Source organism: Pseudomonas sp. SDO52101_S400, assembly GCF_054071635.1.
Map to the genome: position 1 here is coordinate 75,927 of NZ_JBSVWF010000020.1, position 20,008 is coordinate 95,934.

A 20,008-nucleotide genomic window follows, 5' to 3' on the forward strand; every position below is an offset into this window, starting at 1 on the left:
GGCTTTAGCGATGACTGCAACAAATGAATACAAAGGGCAACATTACGACTTGATTAAGTCGCACATCGACTCCGTTTTTCTCGATATGCAATTGCATCGAAGTCACGCACTGAGGCGAGCCTCTCTGCGCCGTGAACCTTGGATGAGCGAGGCACCGACCAGTCAAGTCGAACGCATGGGAAACGCCAACAAAAAGGCCTGGAACGCGCAGAACAAGGTTGACAGGATGCTGGCGCGACTGCAGGACAGTTATGCCTTCGCCGAACCGTTACTTAAAAAAAAGTTACTGGAAAAGTTCAACATCAGCGTCGATGTAAAGAATACTTTTCTCCGTTTGTACGTACCTAAAAAAAGCAGCTGGTGGGCGATTCAGACTTTAGAAGGACATACCGCAAGAACAGTGTCATTACTGGATGCTGCATTGCACAACTTCTCCTATGACGAAGCATTTGAAAAAGACTCCGCCTTCATTATCAGGACGGACCCTGTACGTGAACTGTTCGATATTTCACCGATCGACAAGATAATCAGCGTCGGCCAGTTTCAGGCACTGTGTCGGGACCTGGACATCGGCGCGCAATACAGGGCACACCTCGAAGACTACTTGCTCAACAAGGAGCCGGTCGCCCAGGCCTATCTGCAATTGCAAGTCCAGCGTAACCAGCAAGCCGCGCTCAAGGCGGCGGCGCACATCGCGCTGGCGAAAAAAGATCTGAGCCGTCAGGCCCACGGGCTCATCCGTGAACTGCTCGAGGGTCGGCAACACCTGAAGCTGGGCGAGCAAGCGATGCGGGTGTGTGAGCTGGGCATGATGGACCTGAACCTCACCGGTATCCTGATCATCCGGCCGGACCCCGAGCAAAAACAGCACTCGCAGACAATGATCGCCTACGTGCCACACGATCCCGATCACCCGCTCAAGGAATACCCCTCGACTCTCGACTTCATGAAAGAACTGAGCCGTCAGTTGAGAGACAACCGTGCCGCACCGTCCACCGGCATCACCTACCGCCAGTTCTTCAGCCAGTTCGTCGATCACGAGCAGCGCGGCCACTTCTTCGCCGACTTTCAACAACGGCTTACCTACATCAAATGGTATCCAAAGGAACGGGGGGATCCGCGCCCGTCCTGGCGGGAAACGCCCGTGGACAAACCGCAGCTGCAATTCAGCGCGCCCCCGATCACCCAGCCTCTGTGGGCTTATCTCTACCAGCAGCAGCTCAACAAGATCCTCAATGACGCCCGCGTCATCGCGGTATCGACGGCCGACGCAGACAGCCGCGCGCGCTGGGCCTGGTGGGAGAACTTCAAGAAGATCGCTTCTGACATATTCAACGTGGCGTTGCTGGTGCTGACGCCTTTCGTGCCGTTTCTGGGCGAACTCATGCTGGCCTACACCGCGTACCAGATCGTCAACGAGGCAGTCGAGGGCGTGTGGGATCTTATTGAAGGGCACTTGGCCGAAGCCGGCGAGCATGTGCTGGGGGTGGTCACCGATGTTCTGCAACTGGCGGCATTTGCCAGTGGTGCGCAAATCGGCAATGCCTTCCGGCTCAAACTGTCGCCTCTCGTCGAAGGCATGAAACCGGTGCGGTCAATCGACGGCAAGACACGCCTCTGGCATCCGGACCTCACGCCCTACGAGCAACCGGCCCTGGCGTTGCCACAGACGTCAAAACCCGATGCGCTTGGGTTGCATCGTCACTCAGGCAAGATTGTCCTGCCCATCGAGGGCAAATACTTCGAAGTGCAGCGCGACCCGCAAAGCGATATGCACCGCATCCGCCATCCCGAACGGGCCCAGGCCTACTCCCCCGAGCTGCGCCACAACGGCCAGGGCGCCTGGGTCCTGGAGGGTGAAACGCCGCAAGACTGGGAAGGACCGAGATTGATGCAGCGTCTGGGACACTCCGTGGAGGGCCATACCCCGAGCGAACTGGAAAAGCTGCGCAGCATCAGCGGCACCCCGCAAGATTCCCTGCGTCGCATGCATGTCGAAAACACCGCCCCGCCTGCGTTGCTGACAGACACCCTCACCCGCTCGAAGGTCTGGGAGCGAACCCGCGCCATGAGCCGACTGGTGCGCACCGGGCAGCCGCTGCCTCCCGATGCGTACTGGTTCGAAAGCATTGCCCCGAGCCTGCCGGGATGGCCCGCCGACAAAGGCTTGAAAGTATATGAAAAGGCTGACCTGACGGGGAGTTTTCACCAGCACGGAAATGCAGCCGCCGCGCCTGAGAAGACGCTGAACATCAGCCTTGAGGACATGCTGAGCGGTAATCTGCCGGAACGTCTGGCGGCATTCCTGAGCGAACCGGACATGGCTGCCCTGCTGGGCAGGCAGTATCCCCGTCGCCAGCAAATCCAGGCTTTGCGCGAAGCACTTGCGCAAGCCGTGGAGAGGCGAACGCCCGAGATTTTCAACTACGAGTACCGACTCAAGGACCGCTCCGAAAACCCGCAGGTGCAATTGCTGCAAAATGCCGTTCCGGAACTGCCGTCCTCGGTGGCTCGTCCGCTGCTGGAACAGGCAACGGACGGCGAACAACGGGTCATGTCCGAACAACAGCGCATCCCGCTGCGACTGAAGAATCTGGCCCGTGAAAGCGCCTTTGAGTCCCGGGCCGCACGTGCCGTTGAAGGTCTGCACGAACCGGCGCTGCTGTCGCCGGATACCGAACGACTCATCCTCGATACCCTGAAGATTCACACCGATACCTTCGGCGATCTGCGCATCGATGTGCGGGATGGAACCCCTGACGGGCCTCTGCGCTCCAGCACCGGCCCCAAGGACGCCGACACCGTGCGAACGTTGATCAGGGATGAACATGGCCGCTACGAAGTGTTTGACGAAGCCCACAGAAAATTGCGTGACGCCGATGATGTCTACGAGGCAGTCCTGCTTGCCCTGCCTGAGGAAAAACGCACGGCTCTGGGTTATCGCTCCGGCCAGGGGCAGATGTTCAGACAATGGGTAATGGCCAGAACCGGGCAACCTGCGGAGCGTCGGACTCTGCTGGCCCGGCCGCCCTTGCGCGCCGTTGCGCCACGCCAGACCGAACTGCTGGTGCGAGGCCCGGGCATGTCAAAAATTCTCTGGCCGTTCGCGGAAAAAACCGTCGAAACCAAAGTGCAGGAGATGTACCCGCACTTCGATCAAAGCGAGGTGGCTGCATTCACCCGCTCTCTGCACGCCAAAGGCGACCCCCATCAGGAAATCGAGCGCCTGAAACAGGAACGCAAAGTCCTCGGACAGAAACTGGAGGATTGGCGCAAAAGCTACCTGCGTGACTATGACCCGGACGACGCCGGACGCCTGCCTGACGCCTATTGGGATTTCGAGCGCAAGGGCGGCAAGTTGATCTCAGAGCGCCTGATGGATTGTTTCGACAGAAAATCCGAGGCATTCGGCGAGCGCAGTACCAGCCTGGAAGGGGGTTATACCCTTGACCTGTCCACCGAGACGATGCCTCGTAATCTGGAGCGCTGGTGGAAGCAGATGCCGAATGATCTCAAACCTTTTCTGGAGCAGGTCACCAGCGTGAATCTGGACCTGCAGCAGTTCTCGCCCGGGCCGCACGGCCTGCTCAAGGACTTCCCCAATCTGCAACAGCTCAGCGCCAGGAACTGCGGCTTGAGAACGCTGCCCGAGAGCATCGGCCAACAGCGTCAGCTCAGGACCCTGCGCCTGAGTGACAACATGATCGAGCTGACGCCGCCCGCCATCGAGCAACTGCAAAACCTCGACCGCCTGGAAACCCTGAGGCTGGACAACAACCCGCTGGGCGATCCGCCGCCTGTCCACCGCATGCCGAAACTCAAGGTGTTGAACCTGGCCAATACGGATCTGCACGACTGGCCCCTTGGGCTGTTCAACCACCCGAGGCCAGAGGGCTTTTTCCTGGATCTGCGCAGGAACTGGATCCGCTCGATCCCGGACGTTGCGCCAGGCTCGGACAAGGCATTTATCATCGCCCGCACACGACTGGACCGGGAAAAGCTGTCCCCGACATTGCTCAGATCTTACGAGCTGTACCGCGAGTCCGTGGGAATCAGCCCCACAGTGACTTATCAACGCCCCGCCGAAGATTTGATGAGGCGGTGGACACCGCCCGATGATGCGTCCCTGTACAGCGAATCTCCCGGTACCGGTGTCTATCGACCGGAAGCCTGGCATGACCTGGTGGACGAACCGGACTCCGTCGGCTTCTTCACCGTCCTGGAAGGACTCACCCGATCGGCCGACTACCAGCAAGGAGGACGTGCGAAAGCACAGCTCACTGATCGTGTCTGGCGCATGGTCAATGCCATCGATATCGACACCCCGCTGCGCGAAGAACTGTTCCTCATGTCTACCGAGCCTGAAGGTTGCGAGGATGCCGGCACGCAGCTTTTCAATAACATGGGTGTGAAAGTACTGGCTTCGGAAGCCCGACATTTTTCAACCAGTGCGGCGGAAGTCGAAGGCAAACTGGTAACGCTGGCCAAAGGTTCCGCGCGTCTTGCGAAAGTGGGTGAACTGGCCCGGGCCGATATCAGGGCTCGACGTGGCAATCCCGATCAGGTCGAGGTCCACCTGGCCTATGAAACCGGACTGGCCAAGCGCCTGGAACTGCCGTGGCAATCCGAAGACATGAGATTCCGTCCGACTGCCGGGGTCACGGAGAACGCCGTCAACCAGGCATACGCGACCATCCTCGGCGCCGAGGCCGGCGACGGACTGGTCAACCAGATGCTCGAACAATCTTTCTGGGAGCAATACCTGCGCAAGCACTACCCGAGCGAGCTCGCCCGAAACACCGACTTTCATCAGGACAAACTGGAACTGCTGTCCTTGACGAAAGAGTGGCAGGAAGCACAAAGCCAGGGCCAGGAACCTGTGGGCCTGCTCAAGCGGCTGGTGAAACTTGCCGAGAAACTTTCCGTCCCGCTGGAGGACGTCCTGGAGGGCGAGGAAATGAGCCAGGAGAGGTATGAAAGCCTGCAACGGGACATCGGTTATCAGGAGAAGGAACTGAGCAGACGCTTGACCCGTGAAGCCATGGCTCGGGCTGGAATCTGACACCCGACAACCTGCCCTGCGCACGGAAGGCAGACATTGTCGCTGCCTTGCGCGCGCAGTTTCCGGCTCTACGCTTCCGAATCCCAGATCACCGTGATGTTGCCCCTGAGTGTGTCATTGACACCGGGGCGCACCACATAAGCGATGGCGTCCGGGGGCATTTCGAACCTCAGGTTGCCTGACTTGCGATCCACATAATGCCCGGGCTGGAACGGGCCAACCCACGCGTTGTTCATTAGCAGAACATCCTTGACCGGCGCCCCGTCGGGCCCTGTGATGCCGCCGGGCAAACTGAGTTTCGTGTGCACCCAGGTCGTACTCGACTGCCCGTTCAATCGGCATTCGGGACCGGAGGGCTGGAACGAATCGCACAGCATCATGACCTTGAATCCAGCGGACGCGGAGATGTTGAACGCCTGATCGCGATAAATCCGCGCCGGAGGTGTACCGCTGGCAATCCAGCGCTGCCAGCCGCCCTCGGGCTCAAGGGAAACCTTGTTCCCGCCGGGTGGCAAGTCGACCTTGAGCGTGTGTTGCACGTCCAGCACCAGGTCCAGGGTCAGGTTGTTGTCGAGCGGCCTCATCATTGAACCGAAATCGATATGCCCACCCGAACCGAGGAGGTAAGGCATCGAGCCGGTGTATTGCCCGGTCGACATCGTCAGGGGATTGGGCGTGCGCAACTCGTAGGCAAAATCGAGCGTGGAAAACGCCATCGACGGAATCATGTAGGCCGCCGTCTTTGTACAGGTGGCCTCGACCGGCGCTTTCCAGAAAAACCGATAGGTCGTGGGGGTGTGGTATCCGACACCGGCGTACTGACAAGGTGGCGGCGCATAGACCCAGCCACTGCCCCAGAGCAGGCTATGGGCTTGCGCCTGGTCCGACACCCCGACCAGACTGGTCGCCGGCGCGCTGAGGTGGTATTGGGAGCCGACACCCGTGATCCGCACTTCGACGATTGCGGTTTCCTGGGTGTCCTTGTTGGTCACCACCAATGGTCGCCAGTTGGAAGGCACGCGCACCGGCACGCTGTCGCCGGGCATCACCGCACGAACGGACTGGAACACCAACGGTGTGCGGATACTGAACATATTGTTGTCTGCACACTGCGCCGGATAATCCGCGCAATAGCCGCTGTTCGGGGTCACGTTGATAAACATGTTTTTGCCGGGTTTGGCAGGATCGGGCTGGAACACCGCCCGGATTTCCTGATTCGCGGCTTGCGTCGCCGACAGGCTCAGAGCCGCCAGTACGCCCATCCAGGTTGTAGCGCTTTTCATCGTTGCAAATCGCCTGCTGATCGATAAAGGGGAGCGGTCGGCTTTCATGCGCCCGGCGCCCTGGCGTTGAACAGCAACATCACATTGCCGCTGTAGTCTCCCGGGCGATACCCACCGGCGGGCTTCATCGGTTCGATTTCCAGCAGGACCCGTTTACCGATTGCTGCGTCTTCCTTCGACACCACTTCTCGCGGCGGCACTTCGGGTCCCAATACCACGCCATTGAAACTGACCTTCAGCCAGATCTCTTCACCCGACCGGCCGTTCGACAGGTAGGCAGGGCTGTCCAGACGTGCTTCGATTGCACTGGTGTCATGCCGCACGTCGAAATCCTTGCGCAGGCTGCTCAAGGTTGATGATGGGTAATCCCAGAACAGTTGCTGTGTGCGATGCACCCAGTCCGGTTCGACGGGAACGACGTAGAACGGCCGGCTCGGAATCGTCAGCGACACTTCGAAGACGTGTTCTTCCCTGGCAGCCCCGGCCAGAGCACTCATCAGTCCGCCGGCCACCATCATCGCCAGGCGAGCGCATTGCTTGATCATGTCTTGTTACCTGCTGCGTCAATGGAGAACGGGATCAACGACTCACGACCTTGAGGGTTTTCTTGCTGTCGCCCTCGATCAGAAAGAAGCGGTATTCGCGGCCCTTCTCCTTGTCGAAGGCAAAGGACTTGCCGGCCAGCACGTGGTGCTTGGTGACTGCCCCGCAATCGCTGTCGTTGCTCACCGAACAGCTTTTGAACTCATCGACGATGACTACGGAGTTACCGTTGTTACGCAGTTCGTAACGGCGGTCGCTTTCCTCGACGGCTGTCTGGAAGCGAGTGTCCTTGGGCCGGACAAACAGGATGGTGCCGAAGCCCGTCATCAGGTTGACCCCCGCCGACAAGCTCTTGGCGTAGTCCTCGCGCTCCTCTTCCCCCACCACAAACGCATCTTCCTTTTCCGGCACCACCGGTACGAAACGCACACGGAAGTAACGCTCTCGTGTCCGCTCGCCCATGTACAACAGCCGCGTTCCCTGCATGCCTTCGGCTGGTACGATCAAACGTGCCGGGCTGGCCATCACGCCATCGCGAGCGGCTCCGCCGGCAACGTTCTCCAACGGGATTTCCTGCGGTTTGCCATCGGCGTCGTACACGATTTCCAACACGTTTACCTTGACGAAGGCCGTGCTGTCGCCGCTGTTGAACACGCGTTTGAGGTAGGTACTCTTGTCGCCGTCCAGGTAGTCATACACCGTGCCGACATTGATCTGTGGCCCGGCCAGCGCAGGCCCGCCAAGCAGACCGAGCAGTGAAAGCAGAAACAGGCGTTTCATCGTCTTCAACCTTTTTGAAAAATGGAAAGGGGCGGCCCGGATCGTCAGACTTCCGAGTCCCAGATAATGGTGATATGGCCCGTGAGCGTGTCGTTGACGCCCGGTTGCAGAAAACTGTCGATGTACCTCTGAGGTATCTCGAAGCGCAGGTTGCCGGGCTTGCGATCGACATAGTGAGTAGGCTGGAACGGGCCGATCCAGAGGTTGTGGGCCAGTGTGCCGCTCCAGCCATCGGCACCACCGGGGCCGACGATTCCCGGGGGGACAGTGAGTTTCGTTTCCACCCTGGCACTTCGGCCCGTCGGGCTGCCCATTTGGCACTCGCTACCGCCCAGCGAATCGCACTGCATCGTCACCTTGAAGCGTGAGGAAGCCGACAGGTAATACGGCTGGTCGCGGTAGAACCGGGTCGGTTTGCGACCGTTGTCGAGCCAGGTCTGCCAGCCCCCCGCAGGTTCCAGAGTCACCTTGTTGCCGCCCGGCGGCAGATCGATCTTCAGGGTGTGTTGCACGTCCAGGACGAAGTCGAGACTCACGCTGCCATCGTCCGGACTCATCAACGGCCCCAGGTCGAAATCACCGCCCGAGCCGAGGCTGTAAGCCAGTGAACCGGTGTACAGCCCGGACGACATGCCCAATGGATTGGGTGTTCGCAACTCGTAGGTAAAGTCCAGCGTGTTGAACGTGATCGCCGGGATGGCATACGCGGCATATTTGGCGCAGGGCGCTTCGACCGGCGCCTTCCAGAAAAAACGGTAGGTATTGGGCGTGTACGCACCTACACCGCTGTACTGACAGGGAGACGGTGCGTAGACCCAACTGCTGGTGGTCCACAGTTTCTGATGGCCCTCGAGCGCGTCCGTCACCCCCACCAGATTGGCGGCCGTATCACTGAGTATGAAATCCGACCCGACCCCGATAATGCGCACCTCGACGGTTTCCGTCTCTTGCGTATCTCTGTTGGTGACCGTCAGGCGACGCCAGTTCGAAGGGGCCTTGGGCGCGATGGCATCCCCTGCCCGCAAGGCCCGGTTCGAGTTGAAACGAACGGGGATCTGGATGCTGAACATCTTGTGATCGGCGCACTGATCCGGATAAGTCGCGCAGTACCCGCTGTCGGGCGTCTGATTGACGAACTCATTCTTGTTCGGGTGAGCAGGATCGGGCTGGAACAACGCTCGTATTTCCTGACTGGCCGCCTGTACCGGCGAAACGCCCAGCGCCATTGACAGTCCCAGCCACCACGTAGACCTTGTCATGGGTTCAACCCGCCTTCTGATCGGTTGCGTTGACATCGGCCAATGTATCGGGGGTGCAGCGCAGATCACCGATCATCAACACGTTGTTCTCACTGCGATGACGATCGGCATCGAGGCGGAACTGGCACAACAGCTGTTGCCCCTGACGCACCTCCAGCGTTGGCGAACCGGCGTTCATTTCCATCGAAAAGAAACCATCGACCTCCGTCACCCCGCGACTGGCGTGGTTGATCACGTGGTGCCCCTTGAGCGGCCGGCCCTGCGCGTCGACCAGCCGTCCGAGCACGGTCATGGTTTTCATCACGCGCACCTTGCGGTACTCCACGCCACCCTTGTTCATGTGATATCGGGTCCGTGCCGGCTCGATGGTGGCGGCCGGAACGGTATTGCCCTCGAAGTCGAAGCTCACCGAACTGTTCTGATAGGCCGTGATCGGGATGAAGTTGCGGCCCGGTCGCAACGGCGCACTCGCACCGCTGTAATCGTCGGCACGCAGCGCGATGTCATCGATGTCGGATTCGACGTCGACAATCATTCCGGCGCCGCGCATCTCGTGCTGACTGGTCAGCACCATTTGCTCGCCCCCCATCACCAGCGTGCTGTCCAGGTTCAGGCCACCGGTGAAGTTGCCGTTGTACGACGAGCGCTGGACGAAGCCGTCGCCATTGAGCGAGTCGGTGCGAAAGCTCGCCAGGCTGGACATCCCGACGCCATAGGTGTCGGTCAGCGCGGTCACCGAGACGTTTTGCAGCACATGGTCCTGCAGATTCTTGCGCCAGCCGAGGGAGGCATTGTTGTCGCGTCCGCCTTCGCGTGCCGTGCGTGAGCCGATGCTGCCGGTGATCTGCTGGCCCGGACCGCCGAGCGCCAGATTGACGCTCAGATCGACCCCGCGATTGCGCGCATCACCGCTGCTGAAACTGCCGGGCCGGTCGAAAAGTGAAAGCCGCCAGTTGGCATCGCTGCCGAGCAACACGGCGCGCTGATTCCAGCCCAGATCCACACCGATACCTTCGGTGTTGCCTTCACTGTGGGAGACACGGGCATTGATCGAGCTTTTGCTGCTGACCCGGTGATTGAGCGCCAGCGACGAATTGCTGGTCTGCCCGACGAACACATTGCGCTGACGCACCCGGGTGCCATCGGGCAGCGTGTCGTAAATGTCCGTGGTATCCAGCCAGCTGCGGCTATGACTCATCACCAGGCTGCCGGCGCCATAGTTGTAAAGCCCTTGCAGGTCCAGACCGGTGCCATGGTCCTCGGTCTGATAAACGTTGGCGAACAGGCTGAAGCTGTTGGCCAGTGTCCAGTCGATGGAACTGCCGTATTGCAGCTTTTCGCGGATCTGTCGTGCCGAAAGCCCCAGAATCACCCGTGGATGCCACAGATAATTGATCGACGCGCCGGCCGTGGGGTCGCCGCTGGCCTGACGGTCCCAGTTGCTGAGCAGTTTGGCTTCCTGCCCCGCGAACAGGTTGTAGCGCCAGCGCTCGTCGAGGTTGCGCCAGTTGTTCGGCTTGTACACCAGTTCCTGAGTGGTCGACGTGGTCTGGCCATCCTCGATCAGGCGCACCTCGACTTCATAGATACCGCCAGGCAACGGCCGGGTATCAAGGGTTTGCAGCCCCGCCGGCACCGATTGCGTATTGATCAACAGCCCGTCGCGATAGACCTCCACCGATGCCTGGCGGTTGGCCGTGACATAGATCGGATAGATGCTGGGCTTGGGCGAGTTGATCGCCAGATTGTCGGAACTGCCGTACATCAAGCCCACGGTGGTATCCGGGCTGGTGCCGAAGGTGCGGGGCTGACGGGTCAGGCCCTCGGACGCCGGCGTAAAGTAGCCCAGGCGCACGAAACTCCCGTGCAATTCGCGTTGCGTATGCAGTTCATGCACGGCGTGATACAGCTGATCATCCGGCCCGCCAAGACGGGCCAGTTGCATGTTGAATGTCTGGCTCCAGTTGCCCAGGCTACCGCTGGCTTCCAGGCCGAAACGCCCGCCCAGATCCTGTTCCTGGCCACCATTTAGGTTGAGCTGGTTACGTACGATGAGGCCGCTGCTGCCGCCTTCGGGCTGATCATGAAAGCGCTTGGCCTCGGTGTCGCGCTCGGCGTTTTCGGTGACGATCGATACCAGTGAGCTTTCCAGGTTGTAGTGCACCGCCAGCATTTGCTCGGGGCATTGCCCGGTACAGGCGCCGAGGGCAACGCCCGGTTTGAGATAGCTTGCCCAGACGTCCCGCTCTGCGGCACTGAAGCGGCTGTCATGGGTATCGGTGAATTCCAGCAATGTCAGGCGATCGTCACGGGACAAGACCACCATGGCCTCACCCAGCGGTTGTTGATCGAGCTCCACCCGCACGGCCAATGGAACATCAAAAAAGTGCTCTTCAAAATCCGTCGGCAAACCTTTGGCCTGAGCCAACAAGCTTCGCGGTGTCGTACCGGAAGCCGCAGGTGCCGCCACAGCTGCGGCACAAAACAGCAACGCAAGCGCAGCCGCGATGGGCGTCATCGGGAACATGAACAGTTACTCTGATTACAAACAGACAAGAAGTCCGACTGACAGAAAGTTCTGTCAGTCGGCTTTCGTTACTTTCGGAAGTCAGAGCTTGACACTGTCCACCGGAGTAACAGCATCAAACATCATGGTCACCGCGCCGGTATAGTCGCCCGGCGTAAAGTTGGTGCCCTTGGCAGTAATGGTGACCGGTGCGCGATAGTTCACATCGGACTCGGATTCACCGACCACCATCTGCGGGGTTTGCGTGAGCACCACATTATTGAACTTGACTTCCAGATCGATAATGCTCGAACCGCCGATCAGTTTCGGTACGCCTTCCAGAGAACCGTGTACCGACCCGTTGTTGTTGCGCACATCGAAGAAGCCATTGACCGGTTTCATGGTGCCGGTGATCGGGCTGAAGCTCATGTCCTGATCCTTGCTGACCAGGTCAGGGTCAACCGGTACCACGTAGAAACCGTTGGTTGGCACATGGGCCACCAGGCTGATGGAGTGACGCGCTTCGCCGGCAGCAAACACCATGGAAGAACCCAGTGCCAGTGCAGCCAGTGGAGCAGCCATTGCGATTTTCTTGAACATCATTCATACCCTGTCTTTTTAAAGGATGGAGCATTGAAAGTTCAAAACAACACTTGCCCGGACGGTTCGTGCCGGTTTGAACTTTCAACGCCGGGGCATGATCGACGGTTATCAATCGAAAGTAAGCAGGCAACTTCCCACGAACGTGTAGTTAAAGATGCTCATAACCAGAAAGAAAAAACGCCAGTTTTCAAATATCAACAACAATGCCTGTAAGTCATACCCTACATACACTTTCAGATAAAAAACCATACAGCACTTACAACTAACAAACTCGGCAATAATGACACTTTTTAGAGTACATACTCAATCAATTCTAGAGTTACGACTTTAACTTTACGGTCATCCATCCCAAAAGAAAGCCACTCTCTCAAGGGGCTTGCGAAAGAGGTCTTCAGGTTCCTCGACCATTCGTCAGGGCAGAGGCGAGCTCAGGGAAAAATCGCTTGCCGGTCGTCAAAGATATATCTTAAGTTGTATCTAAACACGACGAGAGAAGACTGAAATGAGAGACCATCATTCCCCCCACCGCGAGCACGGCGACAGCCGGGACGGCTTCGAAAAACGCCACGGACGCGAGCGCGGCGGGCGCGGCCCCCGGGTATTCGCACCGGGCGATCTGAAATTGCTGCTGCTGGCATTGATCGCCGAACAGCCGTGCCACGGCTACGACCTGATCCGCCAGATCGAAACCATGTTCGACGGCGCCTACAGCCCAAGCCCCGGCGTGATCTACCCGACCCTGACGTTTCTCGAAGAGAGCGAAATGATCAGCGGCGATGCCGAGGGCGGCAAAAAGCGCTACGCAATCACCGATGCCGGCCGCCAATCACTGAGCGAACAAGCTGTAGCGCTGGACGGCGTGCGCATGCGCATCGATGTCAGCAAGCGCTCATTGCGCGGCCACGACCGGCCACCGGAAATCCATGAAGCGGTGCACAACCTGCGCCACGCCTTGCAGATGCACCACGGGCGCTGGAGCCCGGAAGAAATCCTGCGGGTGCGCGACCTGCTCAATGACACCGCAAAAGCCATCGTCGACGGCCCCGCCGTTCAATCTGCCCCGGAGAAAGCCGAATGACCGCAGTCGATACCCAGACCATTCACCGCGTCATGCATGAAATCAAACGTCGCCGACTGGAAGTGTTGCGGGTGGTAGACCTGACCCCGCGCATGCGCCGCATAACCCTTGGCGGGCCGGAACTGGCCGGGTTCATCAGCCTCGGTACCGACGATCACGTCAAACTGCTGTTCCCGCAGAACGCCGAGCAGGCTGCCGCGCTGGAAACCCTGGTGCTCGGCGCCGGCAAGAGCGATGTGCCGATGCCCGAAATGCGTGACTACACCCCACGCCGCTACGACCTCGACAAGCTTGAACTGGACATCGATTTCGTCCTGCACGGCGACGGCCCTGCCTCGACCTGGGCCGAACAGGCCCAACCTGGGCAGTTCCTGCACATCGGCGGCCCGCGTGGCTCGATGATCGTGCCGGACATTTTCGACAGCTACCTGCTGATCGGCGACGAAACCGCCCTGCCCGCCATTGCCCGTCGCCTCGAAGGCCTAGCGGCCAATCGCAAGGCGCTGGTGGTGATCGAAGTGGAGAACGGCAAGGAGCAGCAAACGCTGGAAAGTGCGGCGCAGGTCAACGTGATCTGGGTGCTGCGCGAGGGCGGCAAGGACAACCTGCTGACCACTGTCAAACAATTGCAGGTGCCCAAGGGCAATCTGTATGCGTGGGTGGCGACAGAAACGAAAGTCTCGCGGCAGATTCGCCGGGTACTGCTCGATGATCACGGGCTGGACGAGCAGTTCGTCAAAGCCGTCGGCTACTGGCGTGCCGAGGGCTCCGAAGAAGAGTGACTACAAGTGGCGGCGCTATTTGCGCCGCCCTTGCCAGCGGTCGATGCCAATCACCAGCAACGCAATCAGCACAAACCCCACCAGAATCCCGCCGGCATTGACGAACACCTGTGGATAACCCAGCAACGCCACGTCAATGAACGGATAGGCGTAAGCCCCCAACAGATGCCCGCGCAGCAGCGCATAGGCGAAGTACACCAGCGGATAGATCAGCCACAACGGCAGATGCTTCAGATGCAAGGTGCCTTTCGGCACGCACACCCACCAATAAACCAGGAACAGCAGCGGCATCAGGTCGTGGAGCAATTCGTCAGCAATAAACTGCCAGCCCTGCGGATGCCACAGATGCCGCAGAAGAATGCTGTAAGCCAGGCCCACCACCGCAATGCTGACGGCAATTCCACTGCTGACCCAGGGTTGCAGAAACCAGCGCCGCGCAGCGGATTCACGATCTGTCACCGCACAGGTCAGCACCACCGCCACCAGGGTGTTGGTGATCACCGTGAAGTAACTGAAGAAACTCACCAGCCCGCCCAACAGACTGGCGCCGACGCTCAGGCGTGCGAAGAAAATCAGGTACAGCTGAATTCCCAGACCCGCCCAGCCCAGCACCGCAACCGAAGTGATCAGGCGTCGCCGCAGCACGGCGTTCATCTCAGAGTGGACGCTTGGTGCGCATCAGTTTCACGTACAGGCGCTCGACCTTTTCCCGGGCCCACGGCGTCTTGCGCAAAAAGGTCAGGCTCGACTTGATGGTCGGATCGCTCTTGAAGCAACGGATGTCGATGCGCTCGGCCAGGCCCGACCATTCGTAGTGGGTCACCAGTGCATTGAGGATCTGTTCGAGGGTCACGCCGTGCAGCGGATCGGGGTTGTGGTCGTTCATGCCGGGCCTTTGGGCGAAGTAAAAATGCAGAAGCCGCGCACCTTAGCCGAGGGGCTGAGCCGGTGGAAGGCCTTCCTTCAAATGTAGGTGAACCGCGCAAGATCGCAGGCTCCGTCAACCCCGGCAATGTGATCGATTGACGCACTGTTACCGAATCCGAAAGGGTTCATGTCTGCAAAAGCACTTTGTGTTTTTGTAACAGGACATTATCCTGCCGCCCTTCTGCTGAATCGCTTCACTGCCTGCGTCAAATCGTAGCGGTCAGTTCATCCCCCAAAAAAGATCAAGAAAGACCATTTCATGCCCGATTTTCCGTTCTCCCGAGACAGCGCTATCTCAACCCTGCGCCTGATCGGCGGCTGCACCGCCCTTGGCCTCGCCACCTGCACCCAGGCCGCTCCGGCCTTCGACAGTGAATCACCGTATATGCTCGGTGACTGGAACGGCACCCGCAGCGAACTCTCGGCGAAAGGCATCGACTTCAAGCTCGACTACACCGGCGAAATGGGCAGCAACCTGCACGGCGGCTATGACCATGACCGCACCGCACGCTACAGCGACCAGTGGGGCCTCGGCACCCATCTGGACCTGCAAAAACTGCTGGGCTGGAACGATGCCGAATTCCAGTTGACCGTGACCAAACGCAACGGCAACAACATCAGCAACGACCGCATCAACGACCCGCGCGTCGGTGGCTTCACCTCGGCCCAGGAAGTCTGGGGCCGTGGCCAGACCACGCGCCTGACGCAGATGTGGTACCAGCAGAAATTCTTCGATCAGAAGCTCGACATCAAGGTCGGCCGTTTCGGCGAAGGCGAAGACTTCAACAGCTTCCCGTGCGACTTCCAGAACCTGGCGTTCTGCGGCTCCCAGGTCGGCAACTGGGTCGGCGGCATCTGGTACAACTGGCCGGTCAGCCAATGGGCGCTACGCGTCAAATATCACCTGACGCCGGAACTGTACGCACAAGTCGGCGCCTACGAGCAGAACCCGTCAAACCTCGATCGCGGCAACGGCTTCAAACTCAGCGGCAGCGGCACCCAGGGCGCGATCCTGCCGATCGAATTGGTCTGGAAGCCCAAGCTCAACGGCCTGCCGGGCGAATACCGCGCCGGTTACTACTACAGCAACGCCAAGGCCACCGACGCCTATAAAGACAGCAACGGCCAGCCGGCTGCCTTGAGCGGCGAGGCCTATCGCAGCGCTTCGAGCAAGCACGGCGTGTGGCTCGGCGTGCAGCAGCAGATCACCAGCGTCGCCAGCGACAACTCCCGTGGTCTGAGCGTGTTCGCCAACGGCACGATGCACGACAAGAAGACCAACGCCATCGACAACTACGTCCAGGCCGGCCTGGTCTACAAAGGCCTGTTCGACGCCCGCGCCAAGGACGACATCGGTTTCGCCCTGGCCCGCGTCCACGTCAACCCGGCGTATCGCAAGAACGCCGAGGCGACCAACCAGGCCCGCGCCGTCTATGACTACGACGATCCGTCCTTCCTGCCACCGCAGGACACCGAATACAGCGCCGAACTCTATTACGGCGTGCACGTCACGAACTGGCTGACCGTGCGCCCGAACCTGCAATACATCCGCCACCCCGGTGGCGTGGACAAGGTCGATGACGCACTGATCGGCGGGATCAAGATCCAGTCGTCGTTCTGATTTCAGTTTTGCAATGAACCATGCCCGCGCCCAATCGTCATCTAAAGTGACTACAGCGCGGGACTACATAAACGTCACGGAGAATCACACTATGAGCACCGAAAGTGCTTCGAGTCGAGGCCGCCTGCTACCGGGCCTGCTCGGTATTCTGCTTCTACTGATGGGCCTGGCCATGCTGGCCGGGGGAATCAAGCTGAGTACGCTCGGCGGCTCGCTGTACTACCTGCTGGCCGGTATCGGCATCACGCTGACCGGCATTCTGATGCTGATGCGTCGCCGCGCAGCACTGGGCCTGTACGCCATCGTGCTGTTTGCCAGCACCGTCTGGGCGCTGTGGGAAGTCGGTCTGGACTGGTGGCAACTGGTGCCGCGCTTGGCACTGTGGTTTGTCCTCGGTTTCGTGATGCTGCTGCCGTGGTTCCGTCGCCCGCTGCTGATCAACGGCCCGGCGCCGATGGGCACTGGCGGCCTGACCGTGGCTGTGATTCTGGCCGGTGTCACCGCGCTGGCCAGCCTGTTCACCCACCCGGGCGAAACCTTCGGCGAACTGGGTCGCGACACTGCCGACACCACCAGCACCGCGCCAGCCATACCCGATGGCGACTGGCAGGCTTACGGCCGCACCGAATTCGGTGACCGTTACTCGCCCCTGAAGCAGATCACCCCGGCCAACGTCGGCAAGCTGCAGGAAGCCTGGCGCATCCAGACCGGCGACCTGCCGACCGCCGATGACCCGGTGGAACTGACCAACGAAAACACCCCGCTCAAAGCCAACGGCATGCTCTACGCCTGCACCGCCCACAGCAAAGTGTTGGCGCTGGACCCGGACACCGGCAAGGAACTGTGGCGCTTCGACCCGCAAATCAAGAGCCCGGTCGGCTTCAAGGGCTTCGCGCACATGACCTGCCGTGGCGTGTCGTACTACGACGAAGCCGCCTACGCCAAGTCTGAAAACGCAGCCTCCGCCGTCATCTCCGAGGCCGGCAAAGCCGTCGCTCAGGCGTGCCCGCGTCGCCTGTACCTGCCAACTGCCGATGCACGCCTGATCGCGTTGAACGCCGACACCGGCAAGATCTGCGAAGGTTTCGGCAACAAAGGTGTGGTTGACCTGACCCAGGGCATCGGCCCGTTCACCCCGGGTGGCTACTACTCCACCTCGCCAGCCGCGATCACTCGCGATCTGGTGATCATGGGCGGTCACGTTACCGATAACGAATCGACCAACGAACCGTCCGGCGTGATCCGCGCCTACGACGTGCGCGACGGTCATCTGGTATGGAACTGGGACAGCAACAACCCGGACGCCACCGAACCCTTGGCTCCAGGCCAGATTTACAGCCGCAACTCGGCGAACATGTGGTCGCTGGCCAGTGTTGATGAAAAACTCAACATGGTTTACCTGCCACTGGGCAACCAGACCCCAGACCAGTGGGGCGCCGACCGCACCCCGGGCGCCGAGAAATTCAGCGCCGGTATCGTCGCGCTGGACCTGGCCACCGGTAAAGTGCGCTGGAACTACCAGTTCACCCACCACGACCTGTGGGACATGGACGTCGGCAGCCAGCCAACCCTGCTGGACATGAAAACCGCCGACGGCATCAAACCTGCGCTGATCGCCCCGACCAAACAGGGCAGCCTGTACGTCCTCGACCGTCGTGACGGCACGCCGATCATCCCGATCAAGGAAATCCCGGTTCCGCAAGGCGCCGTGAAAGGCGACCACACCGCACCGACCCAGGCCCGCTCGGACCTGAACCTGCTGGCCCCGGAACTCACCGAAAAAGCCATGTGGGGCGCCAGCCCGTTCGACCAGATGCTGTGCCGCATCCAGTTCAAGGAACTGCGCTATGAAGGTCAATACACGCCTCCGTCGGAACAGGGCAGCCTGATCTACCCGGGTAACGTCGGCGTGTTCAACTGGGGCGGTGTTTCTGTCGACCCGGTTCGCCAGATGCTGTTCACCAGCCCGAACTACATGGCCTTCGTCTCGAAAATGGTGCCACGCGAAAAAGTCGCCGCCGGCAGCAAACGCGAGAGCGAAACCGCTGGCGTGCAGCCAAACACCGGCGCGCCATACGCGGTGATCATGCACCCGTTCATGTCGCCACTGGGCGTACCGTGCCAGGCCCCGGCCTGGGGCTACGTCGCCGGTATCGACCTGACCACCGGCAAAATCGTCTGGAAACGCAAAAACGGCACCAGCCGCGACAGCTCGCCAATCCCGATCGGCTTCACCCTGGGCGTACCAAGCATGGGCGGCTCGATCGTTACGGCTGGCGGCGTCGGCTTCCTCAGCGGCACCCTCGACCAGTACCTGCGCGCCTACGACGTGAACACCGGCAAGGAACTGTGGAAATCGCGTCTGCCTGCTGGCGGCCAAGCGACCCCGATGACCTACACCGGCAAGGACGGCAAGCAATACGTCCTGCTCGTGGTGGGTGGTCACGGTTCGCTGGGCACCAAGATGGGTGACTATGTGATTGCTTACAAACTGCCGGAATAAGCTTCAGCGGCGGTAAAAGGAAAGGCGATGCCCTGTGAGGGGTGTCGCCTTTTTTGTGGGCTGCGTTTTTTACACGGGTGTTTATGTCCTACAGACGGGGTGTTTGCAGGGAATGTTTCTGACATGCCGCGTCGGTTGTGGCTCGGAAATGGGGTGGATAGGCTTTGGGGGTCGCTGCAAATTCAGCGAACGGGCTTGGTCGTCCGGGTTTAGAATGGCGCACTTTTCAGCATGCTTAATGGCGAACTGTGCGTGGGAGGGCTAACGGCCCTGCCGGGTATCCATTCCCTGGTCGACCAACCTGCGTACGGTTCGCCACCCTATTGCTTGGTCGCAGTGAGCGGCGAACTCCACATCCCGAATGGAGTTCCATCATGAAAAAGCCAACACCGAATCCACCCGAAACCGACGACACCTCTCCCTACGAATCCGCCGATTCAAAGAAACTCCACGAAGCCGCCGAGCGCGCGCTCGACCATCACTTCAATCCCATTCCGAAAAAATGCCCCGGTCGCCGACCGAGCCAGATGTTCCAGATCTCGCCAGACATGGACGATGAAAGCCTGTTGGCCCATGCCTGTGAGTCCCTGGCTACCGCAAGTGTCATGGCCAGTGATGTAGCGGCTTTTGTCGATACGCCGCAGCGGCACCGGATCCTGGGAATCCAGCAGGTGATCATGCTGGCGGAACTGGCGGTGAATCGGGTGCTGGATAATGTCGAGGTCAGTCGATATCCGGCGTAAATGCTGATGAGGTCTCTGCGGGAGTCAGGCTTGCGGTGAGTCAGTCAGGACGCTGCCCTCACCCTAGCCCTCTCCCGGAGGGAGAGGGGACTGACCGCGTTGTCTGGGAGAGGTACGCCGACGTGAGATACCGAGTCGAACTCAGGTTTTAGAGCCCCAATCGGCTCCCTCCTCCTCTCACCATCACCTTCTCCCTCTGCTCTTCCCTGCTCTTCCCTGCTCTTCACCACTCAACACGATGAGCGTTAGCTCGAGTAAAGCTCTTGACGTGCCGGCCCCATCGGAAGGCTGAGTGGAGGGATTTATCCGGGGGTGGGA

14 protein-coding genes are annotated in these 20,008 nt (G+C 60.0%); 6 read left to right on the top strand and 8 right to left on the bottom strand.

Annotated elements, in window-relative coordinates:
• The first annotated feature begins 10 nt into the window (after positions 1-10).
• On the top strand, positions 11-5,062 hold the full coding sequence (locus ACW9HX_RS12750) for an NEL-type E3 ubiquitin ligase domain-containing protein (protein ID WP_457380891.1): 5,052 nt from the start codon (positions 11-13) through the stop codon (positions 5,060-5,062).
• Positions 5,063-5,130: 68 nt separating this feature from the next.
• Here ACW9HX_RS12750 and ACW9HX_RS12755 read toward each other — a convergent pair whose 3' ends face one another.
• The 6 genes from ACW9HX_RS12755 to ACW9HX_RS12780 all read right to left on the bottom strand — a co-directional run bounded on the left by ACW9HX_RS12755 (position 5,131) and on the right by ACW9HX_RS12780 (position 12,036).
• Positions 5,131-6,393, bottom strand: coding sequence for a hypothetical protein (locus ACW9HX_RS12755; protein WP_457380892.1), 1,263 nt, complete (start codon positions 6,391-6,393; stop codon positions 5,131-5,133).
• On the bottom strand, positions 6,390-6,890 hold the full coding sequence (locus ACW9HX_RS12760; protein ID WP_457380893.1) for a CS1 type fimbrial major subunit: 501 nt from the start codon (positions 6,888-6,890) through the stop codon (positions 6,390-6,392). The genes ACW9HX_RS12755 and ACW9HX_RS12760 overlap by 4 nt, the downstream gene beginning before the upstream one ends.
• A 34-nt stretch (positions 6,891-6,924) precedes the next feature.
• On the bottom strand, positions 6,925-7,668 hold the full coding sequence (locus ACW9HX_RS12765) for a molecular chaperone (protein WP_457380894.1): 744 nt from the start codon (positions 7,666-7,668) through the stop codon (positions 6,925-6,927).
• A gap of 44 nt (positions 7,669-7,712) precedes the next feature.
• On the bottom strand, positions 7,713-8,927 hold the full coding sequence (locus tag ACW9HX_RS12770; RefSeq protein ID WP_457380895.1) for a hypothetical protein: 1,215 nt from the start codon (positions 8,925-8,927) through the stop codon (positions 7,713-7,715).
• Positions 8,928-8,931: 4 nt separating this feature from the next.
• Positions 8,932-11,454 carry a CS1-pili formation C-terminal domain-containing protein gene (locus ACW9HX_RS12775; RefSeq protein WP_457380896.1) on the bottom strand — a complete coding sequence of 841 codons (2,523 nt, stop codon included), beginning with the start codon at positions 11,452-11,454 and terminating at the stop codon, positions 8,932-8,934.
• 81 nt (positions 11,455-11,535) lie between these two features.
• A complete protein-coding gene (locus ACW9HX_RS12780) occupies positions 11,536-12,036 on the bottom strand; it encodes a CS1 type fimbrial major subunit (RefSeq protein WP_457380897.1) in 501 nt (166 codons plus the stop codon).
• A 502-nt stretch (positions 12,037-12,538) separates the two neighbouring features.
• Here ACW9HX_RS12780 and ACW9HX_RS12785 point away from each other — a divergent pair.
• Together ACW9HX_RS12785 and ACW9HX_RS12790 are read left to right on the top strand one after the other, a co-directional pair.
• Entirely contained in the window at positions 12,539-13,114 is a 576-nt protein-coding gene (locus ACW9HX_RS12785) for a PadR family transcriptional regulator (RefSeq protein ID WP_457380898.1), read from the top strand.
• Positions 13,111-13,896 (top strand): siderophore-interacting protein, encoded by a 786-nt coding sequence (locus ACW9HX_RS12790; RefSeq protein ID WP_457380899.1) that lies wholly within the window; start codon positions 13,111-13,113, stop codon positions 13,894-13,896. Before ACW9HX_RS12785 ends, ACW9HX_RS12790 begins: the two co-directional genes overlap by 4 nt.
• A gap of 15 nt (positions 13,897-13,911) precedes the next feature.
• On the opposite strand, the gene ACW9HX_RS12795 is transcribed toward ACW9HX_RS12790, so the two are convergent.
• Both ACW9HX_RS12795 and ACW9HX_RS12800 read right to left on the bottom strand, forming a co-directional pair.
• On the bottom strand, positions 13,912-14,550 hold the full coding sequence (locus tag ACW9HX_RS12795) for a Pr6Pr family membrane protein (protein WP_457380900.1): 639 nt from the start codon (positions 14,548-14,550) through the stop codon (positions 13,912-13,914).
• 1 nt (position 14,551) lies between these two features.
• Entirely contained in the window at positions 14,552-14,782 is a 231-nt protein-coding gene (locus tag ACW9HX_RS12800; protein ID WP_007956650.1) for a VF530 family protein, read from the bottom strand.
• A gap of 300 nt (positions 14,783-15,082) precedes the next feature.
• Here ACW9HX_RS12800 and ACW9HX_RS12805 point away from each other — a divergent pair, with 300 nt between their 5' ends.
• The 3 genes from ACW9HX_RS12805 (at position 15,083) to ACW9HX_RS12815 (ending at position 19,690) form a co-directional block, all read left to right on the top strand.
• Complete coding sequence (locus ACW9HX_RS12805; protein WP_457380901.1) at positions 15,083-16,444, top strand: carbohydrate porin; 1,362 nt, start codon at positions 15,083-15,085, stop codon at positions 16,442-16,444.
• A 91-nt stretch (positions 16,445-16,535) separates the two neighbouring features.
• Positions 16,536-18,947, top strand: a complete 2,412-nt coding sequence (locus ACW9HX_RS12810) for a glucose/quinate/shikimate family membrane-bound PQQ-dependent dehydrogenase (protein ID WP_457380902.1) — start codon at positions 16,536-16,538, stop codon at positions 18,945-18,947.
• A gap of 374 nt (positions 18,948-19,321) precedes the next feature.
• Positions 19,322-19,690: a DUF6124 family protein gene (locus ACW9HX_RS12815; protein ID WP_457380903.1), complete on the top strand. Its 369-nt coding sequence runs from the start codon at positions 19,322-19,324 to the stop codon at positions 19,688-19,690.
• The last annotated feature ends 318 nt before the right edge of the window (positions 19,691-20,008 follow it).